Origin of the sequence: Rhodoblastus sp., from assembly GCF_041915505.1 — a bacterium.
GTDB lineage: Bacteria > Pseudomonadota > Alphaproteobacteria > Rhizobiales > Beijerinckiaceae > Rhodoblastus.
Genome location: NZ_JAYSBG010000204.1, coordinates 1 through 6,440 on the forward strand (window position 1 = coordinate 1; position 6,440 = coordinate 6,440).

7 protein-coding genes and 1 pseudogene are annotated in these 6,440 nt (G+C 66.2%); 7 read left to right on the forward strand and 1 reads right to left on the reverse strand.

Annotated elements, in window-relative coordinates:
• The 3 genes from ACE3S9_RS12845 to ACE3S9_RS12855 all read left to right on the forward strand — a co-directional run.
• Positions 1–202, forward strand: a 202-nt coding sequence (locus ACE3S9_RS12845) for a hypothetical protein (protein WP_374546862.1), incomplete at its 5' end; no start/stop codon positions are given.
• Between the two features lie 111 nt (positions 203–313).
• On the forward strand, positions 314–517 hold the full coding sequence (locus ACE3S9_RS12850) for a hypothetical protein (protein ID WP_374546863.1): 204 nt from the start codon (positions 314–316) through the stop codon (positions 515–517).
• 38 nt (positions 518–555) lie between these two features.
• Positions 556–1,710: a DUF459 domain-containing protein gene (locus ACE3S9_RS12855; RefSeq protein ID WP_374546864.1), complete on the forward strand. Its 1,155-nt coding sequence runs from the start codon at positions 556–558 to the stop codon at positions 1,708–1,710.
• A gap of 7 nt (positions 1,711–1,717) precedes the next feature.
• On the opposite strand, the gene ACE3S9_RS12860 is transcribed toward ACE3S9_RS12855, so the two are convergent.
• Entirely contained in the window at positions 1,718–2,698 is a 981-nt protein-coding gene (locus tag ACE3S9_RS12860) for a MaoC/PaaZ C-terminal domain-containing protein (protein WP_374546865.1), read from the reverse strand.
• A gap of 387 nt (positions 2,699–3,085) precedes the next feature.
• Here ACE3S9_RS12860 and ACE3S9_RS12865 point away from each other — a divergent pair, with 387 nt between their 5' ends.
• From ACE3S9_RS12865 to ACE3S9_RS12880, 4 genes and pseudogenes are all read left to right on the forward strand, one after another.
• Positions 3,086–3,964, forward strand: coding sequence for an S-methyl-5'-thioadenosine phosphorylase (locus ACE3S9_RS12865; RefSeq protein WP_374546866.1), 879 nt, complete (start codon positions 3,086–3,088; stop codon positions 3,962–3,964).
• Between the two features lie 29 nt (positions 3,965–3,993).
• Positions 3,994–5,061, forward strand: coding sequence for a DMT family transporter (locus ACE3S9_RS12870; protein ID WP_374546867.1), 1,068 nt, complete (start codon positions 3,994–3,996; stop codon positions 5,059–5,061).
• 171 nt (positions 5,062–5,232) lie between these two features.
• Positions 5,233–6,087, forward strand: a complete 855-nt coding sequence (locus ACE3S9_RS12875) for an outer membrane protein (protein ID WP_374546868.1) — start codon at positions 5,233–5,235, stop codon at positions 6,085–6,087.
• A gap of 181 nt (positions 6,088–6,268) precedes the next feature.
• A pseudogene (locus ACE3S9_RS12880) lies at positions 6,269–6,440 on the forward strand (50S ribosomal protein L25); the annotation flags it as partial.

The following is a 6,440-nucleotide window of genomic DNA, read 5'->3' on the forward strand; positions in this document are numbered from 1 at the left end:
CGCCGCGCTGCAGGCGCTGGCGACGCCCGCGCCGCAAAATTCCGCCCGCCCGCGCGGCGGCGCCGGATTCGCCCCCGCCCTGCGCTCGGCCGCCAAGCTCGACGCCTTCGCCGCCAGCGCGCCGCCGCGCGGCGTCAAGACCGGATTCGGCGCCAAGGCGACCGTGCTGAGCGCCAATTCCTTCGCCAAGGACGACGACTGAACGCACGCCGTCCCGATCGTGGTTAATGTCCTGTTAATCCGCGCTGCTTAATCTCTCCCGATGCGCCGGAGAAGCCCGTGGCCCCCGGCGGCGAGGCGCGGGAGGCAGGCCATGCTCCAGGAAGCGATCAAGGCCCAGGAATTCGTCGTGACGCAGCGGCCGCGCCGTCGCAGCCCCGCAGCCTGCGGCCTTCAGCAACTGGCGCGTCTGGCGCTGCTGATGATGATCGGCTTCTGCCTGATTTCGCTGAGCCTCAACCCCAGTCGCGCGCTGTCGGCGACCTCGGCGCTCGAACAGACGCTCGGTCCGGCCTGACGCTCGCCTGACCGCGCGGAATCGGCTAGCATCGCGCCATGCTCATCTTGCGCCGTCTGTCGATTGTCCTGCTGGCTTTGCTCTGTCTCGCCGGCGCGGCGCCGCCCGCCGCGGCGCAAAATCCGTTTTCCGATTTTTTCGGCTCGCTGTTCTCCCCCCGCCGCGCGAGGCCGCCGGAGGAATACAGGCCGCGCCCGGTCCACCGCCCCAAGCCCAAACCCACCGCCGCCACGCCCGGCTCCGGCGCGCCGGCGGCCGACAACCAAGCGGGAAAGCCGGCCCCAAGCTTCTTCATCGCCGTGATCGGCGACAGCGAGGCGGGCCTGCTCGCCCAGGGCCTCACGGAAGCCTTCGCCAATGACCCCCGCGTCGCCATCGTCAACAAGGCGAAGGAGGACACCGGCCTCGTCCGCGACGATTTCTACGACTGGCGCGCCGCCGCCAAGGCGCTGCTGGACGGCCCGCAGCATTTTGACGCCGCCGTGATCCAGATCGGCATCAACGACAACCAGAAGCCGCGCCTCGGCGACAACAGCCCGGAGCCGCTGAGCAAGCCGTTCAACGAGATCTACGCCAAGCGCGTCGAGGAGCTGGCGGCCTTGTTCCGCGACAAGAAAACGCCGCTGATCTGGGTCGGCCTGCCGATCATGCGCAGCGAAAACCTGTCCAACGCCGCGCTGGTCTTCAACGATATCGACCGGCAATATGCCGAGGCGCAGGGCGCGCGTTATGTCGATCTGTGGGAGGCCTTTTCCGACGAAAATTCGGTCTATCGCGCCTCGGGCCCCGATGTGAACGGCGTCATCATGCGCTTGCGCGCCGCCGATGGCGTGCATTTCAACAAGGCCGGCGCGCGCAAGGCCGCGCATTTCGTGGAGCCGGAAATCCGCAAATTGCTCGAAGCCGCGTTGCAGCCGCCGGAAACGCCCGCGACCCCGGCGCCGGAGGCGCCGACCAGCCCCACGCCGGGCGGCGATACGCCGCAACCCGGCGCCCCGGCGCCCGAAGCCGCCGCGCCCGCGCCGCCGCCCCCGAAGCCCATCGCCGGCAAGATCGAGAATCTCAGCGATTCGGCTTTGTCTCCGGGCGGGACGCTGGCGACGCCCCCCGCCGCGCGGACCTCGGCGAAGCCGCCCGAGGCCGCCGCCTCTCAGCCCGGCCGCGCCGACGACTTCACTTGGCCGCCAAAATAAGCCGCCATCAACGCGGCGCGAAGCCATGCGCGACGAAATCGATCACCAGTTCGCCGCGCTGGTTGACGCCGCGATTGCGGTTGGTGATCAGGCCGAGCCCTGGTTTCGAGGTTTCGCGCTTGCCGATCACTTGAGTCGAAAAGGCGATCCGGTCGCCAACCAGCACCGGCCGGCGCCAGAGCATGTCGGCGAAGCCGGGCGAGGCGCGGCTGGCCAGTGCGCCGTCCGAGAAACGCCGGCGCGCCGCGATGAAATGCCGCATCCAGCACGAGGCGGTGTGCAGACCGGCGGCCGACATGGCGCCGAGAATATGCGCCCTGCCGGCCTCTTCATCGACATGGAACGGCGCCGGATCATATTTGACCGCGTAATCGCGAATCAGATCGGCGGTGAACAGGGTTTCGCCCAGTTCGGCATAGGCGCCGACGCGGGCGCGGGCGAAATCGTCGGGCATGGCGGCGGCCGGATCGTCGATGCGCTCCGGCGCAGCAAAGGCCGATTTCGTCACGGGGCGCGGGCCGGCCGCCGGCGCCTCGGTCAGCGGCGTCCGCCGCCCGAACAGGATGGCGATTCGCTGCGTCATCACCTCGCGGCCGGCCTCGTCGCGCAAGGAGGTGGCGAATTTGACGATTCCCGCCTCGGGCCGCGAGCGCAGGTCGACCTTTTCCAGCGTGGTCGTATGAGCTTCGAGGCGGTTTCCGACCCGCACCGGCGCAAGCCAGCGATTGTCCTCGATCCCGATGCCGGCGAGACAATCGCTTTGGCCGAGCCAGTCGTCGATCATCATCCGCATCAGCGCCGAACAGCTGTGCCAGCCCGAAGCCGCCAGCCCGCCAAGTATCGTGCCTTTCGCCTTTTCGGCGTCGAGATGGAACGGCTGCGGGTCGTAAAGCGCGGAAAAGGCCAGCAGCTCCGCCTCGTCCATGAAATAGTCGCCATAAGTCCGGGTCTCGCCCGGCTGAAAATCCTCAAAGGCCAACAGACTCATTTACGCCCCCGCACGCACCCCGAATGCCCCACTGTCGCGTGGGACTTTGCCGTGCGCGCCGCCGCGCGGCAAGGCGGCTCCGCGAAAAAGGCAAGCTATGCATTAGTCGCATATCAGCCAAGCCGATTGCGAAATTGTTGTGCGCCGCAGCATGGGGCATAGAGGGATCACTCCACTAACGGAGCGGCTGTCCTCCCCTGCCGTATCCGCGTGGAAAAAACTACGCTCTGCTCTGTGCGGGCGATACCGGACGCTTCGGCGTCCGGTTTTTTTTTTGCCCCCGGTCTTTTTCGCCTCCCGGAAAGCGCTTGCCCGACCGCCACGCCTGAGCCACTTTGCCGCCGGAAGAATCGGCCCGAAGGGGACACGCTCCAAAGGATACGCACGATGACCAAAGCGCTTCTCGGAATTATCGGCGGCTCCGGCGTCTACGACCTGCCAGGCCTGGAGGACGTTCGCGAACAGGGCGTGGTCACGCCCTGGGGCGATCCCTCCGACCGGCTGCGTTTCGGCCGCATCGGCGGCACGGAGGCGGTCTTCCTGCCCCGCCACGGCCGCGGCCATCGCCTCTCGCCCTCAGGCATCAATTACCGCGCCAATATAGACGCGCTGAAACGGGTCGGCGTCACCGACGTCATTTCGGTTTCGGCCTGCGGCTCGTTCCGCGAGGAGCTGCCGCCGGGCCTGTTCGTCGCCGTCGATCAATTCGTCGATCGCACCTTCGGCCGCCAATCGTCCTTTTTCGGCAATGGCTGCGTCGCCCATGTCTCCATGGCCCATCCGGTCGCGCCTCTGCTGCAGCAACGCATCATCGCCGCCGCCCATGCCGAGCAGATCGACATTGTGAAGGGCGGGACCTATGTCTGCATGGAGGGGCCGCAATTCTCGTCGCGGGCGGAATCGCTCGGCTACAAGGCCGCCGCCTTTCACGTGATCGGCATGACCGGCCTGCCGGAAGCCAAGCTCGCCCGCGAGGCTGAAATGTCCTACGCCACTTTGGCCATGGTGACCGATTACGATTGCTGGCGCGACGATGTCGCGGCGGTCGAGGTCCATGACATTCTCGCCGTGGTGAAATCCAACGCCGAAAAGGCCTCGCGTCTGCTCGCGCGGCTGTTGCAGGATTTCCCGGCCGACCATCAGCCCTGCCCGATCGGCTCGGATCGCGCGCTGGATTACGCGCTCGTCACCGCACGCGACGCCTGGGACCCGGAACTGGTGAAAAAGCTCGACGCCATTCTGGCGCGCGTGCTGACCAAGGGCTGATTCGCCGCGCGATGTGATAGAAGATTCCCATGTCTTCCTCGGGCGCCTCTCCTTCGCTACGGCGCGGCGTCATCCTCGCGCTGGGATCCGCCGTTCTGTTCGGCCTGACCGCGCCCTTCTCGAAAATCCTGCTGGGCCGGATCGACCCGCAATTGCTCGCCGGCCTGCTCTATCTGGGCGCCGGCCTGGGGCTGGCGGCGCTCCAGGGCGTCCGGCTCGCCATTGGCCTGCCTGTTGACGAAGCCCCGCTGAACCGGGCGAATGCGCCCTGGCTCGCGGGCGCGGTTGTCGCGGGCGGCCTGCTGGCGCCGCTTCTGCTGATGGAGGGCCTGCGCGAGACCAGCGCGGCCAATGGCTCGCTGCTGCTCAATCTCGAAAGCCTCGCCACCATGGCCATCGCCTGGCTGGCCTTCCGCGAAAATGTCGATGCGCGGCTGCTCGTCGGCGCCGCCGCCATTCTCGCCGGCGCAATCGCGCTGTCATGGCGTGGGCAGGGGCTCGAACTCGACCGCGGCGCGCTGCTCGTCGCCGCCGCCTGCCTGCTCTGGGGCGTCGACAATAATCTGACGCGCATGGTTTCGGCGGCCGATCCGGTACGGATCGCGACCATCAAGGGGCTTGTCGCGGGCTCCGCCAATATCGCCGGGGCGCTTGCGCTCGGCGCCGCCGCGCCGGACGCGCTCGCCGCCGGATCGGCGGCGCTGCTGGGCTTTCTCGGCGTCGGACTGAGCCTCGTCCTTTTCATTCTGGCGTTGCGCGGCCTCGGCGCGGCCCGCACCAGCGCCTATTTCTCGCTCGCGCCGTTCATCGGCGCCGTCGCCTCGATTCTGATGCTCGGCGAACAGCCGACCGTTCCGCTTCTCGTCTCGGGCGCGCTGATGGGCCTCGGCCTCTGGCTGCATCTGTCAGAACGACATGAACATCGGCACGAACATGAGCCGGTCGAGCACGAGCACAGCCACGTCCACGACGAACATCACCGCCATAGCCACGACGAGCCGGTGACCGAGCCGCATTCCCACCGGCACCGCCATGAAAGGCTGATCCATTCCCATCCGCATTATCCGGACCTGCACCACCGCCATTCCCATTCGTGAAAGTCTTCTCCGGCGCCAGTAAAACGCCGAGCTTGAGCAATTTCTGCAGACGCCGAGCGTTGCGCGATAGACACGCCAGCCAAAAAAAGGCGTTTGATAACAGTTTCTTCAACATTATTCGCGCGAACTACGCTAATGACGCAGAGTGATATTGCTTTAGGGAGAGAGTAAATGCGCCATTTTTTGATTGTTCCGCTGAGCCTGGCGTGCCTTGCTGTTCCGGCTGTCGCCGCTGACCTGCCCAGCGCCAAGGAAGCCCCGTACCTTGCCCCGGTCGCGATCACGAACTGGTCCGGATTTTACGGCGGCGTCAACGCCGGCGCGGGCATTGGAAGCAATTCCGCGACCACCTCCGTTCCCAGCGCTCCGAATACGCTCACCACAATACCGTTCGACGGTTCGCTCGCCTGGGGCCGTTCGATCCCCTCGGCTCAGGACTCGTCCTTCGTCGGCGGCCTGCAGCTCGGCTATAATTACCAGACGGGAATCTGGGTGCTCGGCCTCGAAGCCGACTTTCAATGGGCGACCTCCCCCGGCGCCACGCAATCGTCCTTCGCGCCCGCCCCCGGCATTCTCGTAACGAATGTCAATTCGGCGGATACGCCCTGGTTCGGCACCGTGCGCGGCCGCATCGGCTCGACTTTCGTCGATCCTTCGCTGCTGCTCTATGTGACCGGCGGCTATGCTTATGGCCGGGAGAACGTCAGCAATGTCATGACGGTCACGAATGCGAGCAACACCGTGGTCGAAGCCTTCCCCTTCGGACGCGGGACGAATTCGAGCGGCTATGTCCTGGGCGCCGGCGCGGAATATGCGCTCACCTCGCATTGGTCGATCAAAGCCGAATATCTCTATGTGAACCTGGGCTCCGGTTTCTCCCAGGTTGTCCCGACCGCCGTTCTCGGACCGTCGGCTCTGTCGACCGACGTGATGCGGGCGACTTTCCCGACAAACGCCATGAATGTGCTTCGCCTCGGCTTGAACTACCGGTTCGGCGAACCGGCGCCGGTCCTCGCCAGGTTCTGACCAACATCCGAAAGGGGGCGTCACAGCCCCCTTTTTTCGTTCCGTCTTCGGCAAATCGAAGACGGCGTCCCAGCGCCGCAGAAACTTGCCTTTCGGCCCCTGCCCCTCTATAAGCCCGGCTTCGCGTTCGTTTCCGACACCCCTGGAGGCGTGAACGCGGCTTATCAAAAGGACAGAACCCATGGCCGAGATCAAGAAGCTCGCCGCCACGGTTCGCAGCGGGACCGGCAAGGGGGCCGCCCGCAGCGTACGCCGTGAAGGCAGAATTCCAGCCGTCATTTATGGCGGCGGCGAAGCGGCGACGCCGATTTCGCTTTCCTATCGCGACGTTCACAAGCTGGTCTATGCCGGCC

Coding starts and splice junctions, on each gene's coding strand:
- ACE3S9_RS12850 (WP_374546863.1), top strand. CDS start 314: ATGCTCCAGGAAGCGATCAAGGCCCAGGAATTCGTCGTGACGCAGCGG.
- ACE3S9_RS12855 (WP_374546864.1), top strand. CDS start 556: ATGCTCATCTTGCGCCGTCTGTCGATTGTCCTGCTGGCTTTGCTCTGT.
- ACE3S9_RS12860 (WP_374546865.1), bottom strand. CDS start 2,698: ATGAGTCTGTTGGCCTTTGAGGATTTTCAGCCGGGCGAGACCCGGACT.
- ACE3S9_RS12865 (WP_374546866.1), top strand. CDS start 3,086: ATGACCAAAGCGCTTCTCGGAATTATCGGCGGCTCCGGCGTCTACGAC.
- ACE3S9_RS12870 (WP_374546867.1), top strand. CDS start 3,994: ATGTCTTCCTCGGGCGCCTCTCCTTCGCTACGGCGCGGCGTCATCCTC.
- ACE3S9_RS12875 (WP_374546868.1), top strand. CDS start 5,233: ATGCGCCATTTTTTGATTGTTCCGCTGAGCCTGGCGTGCCTTGCTGTT.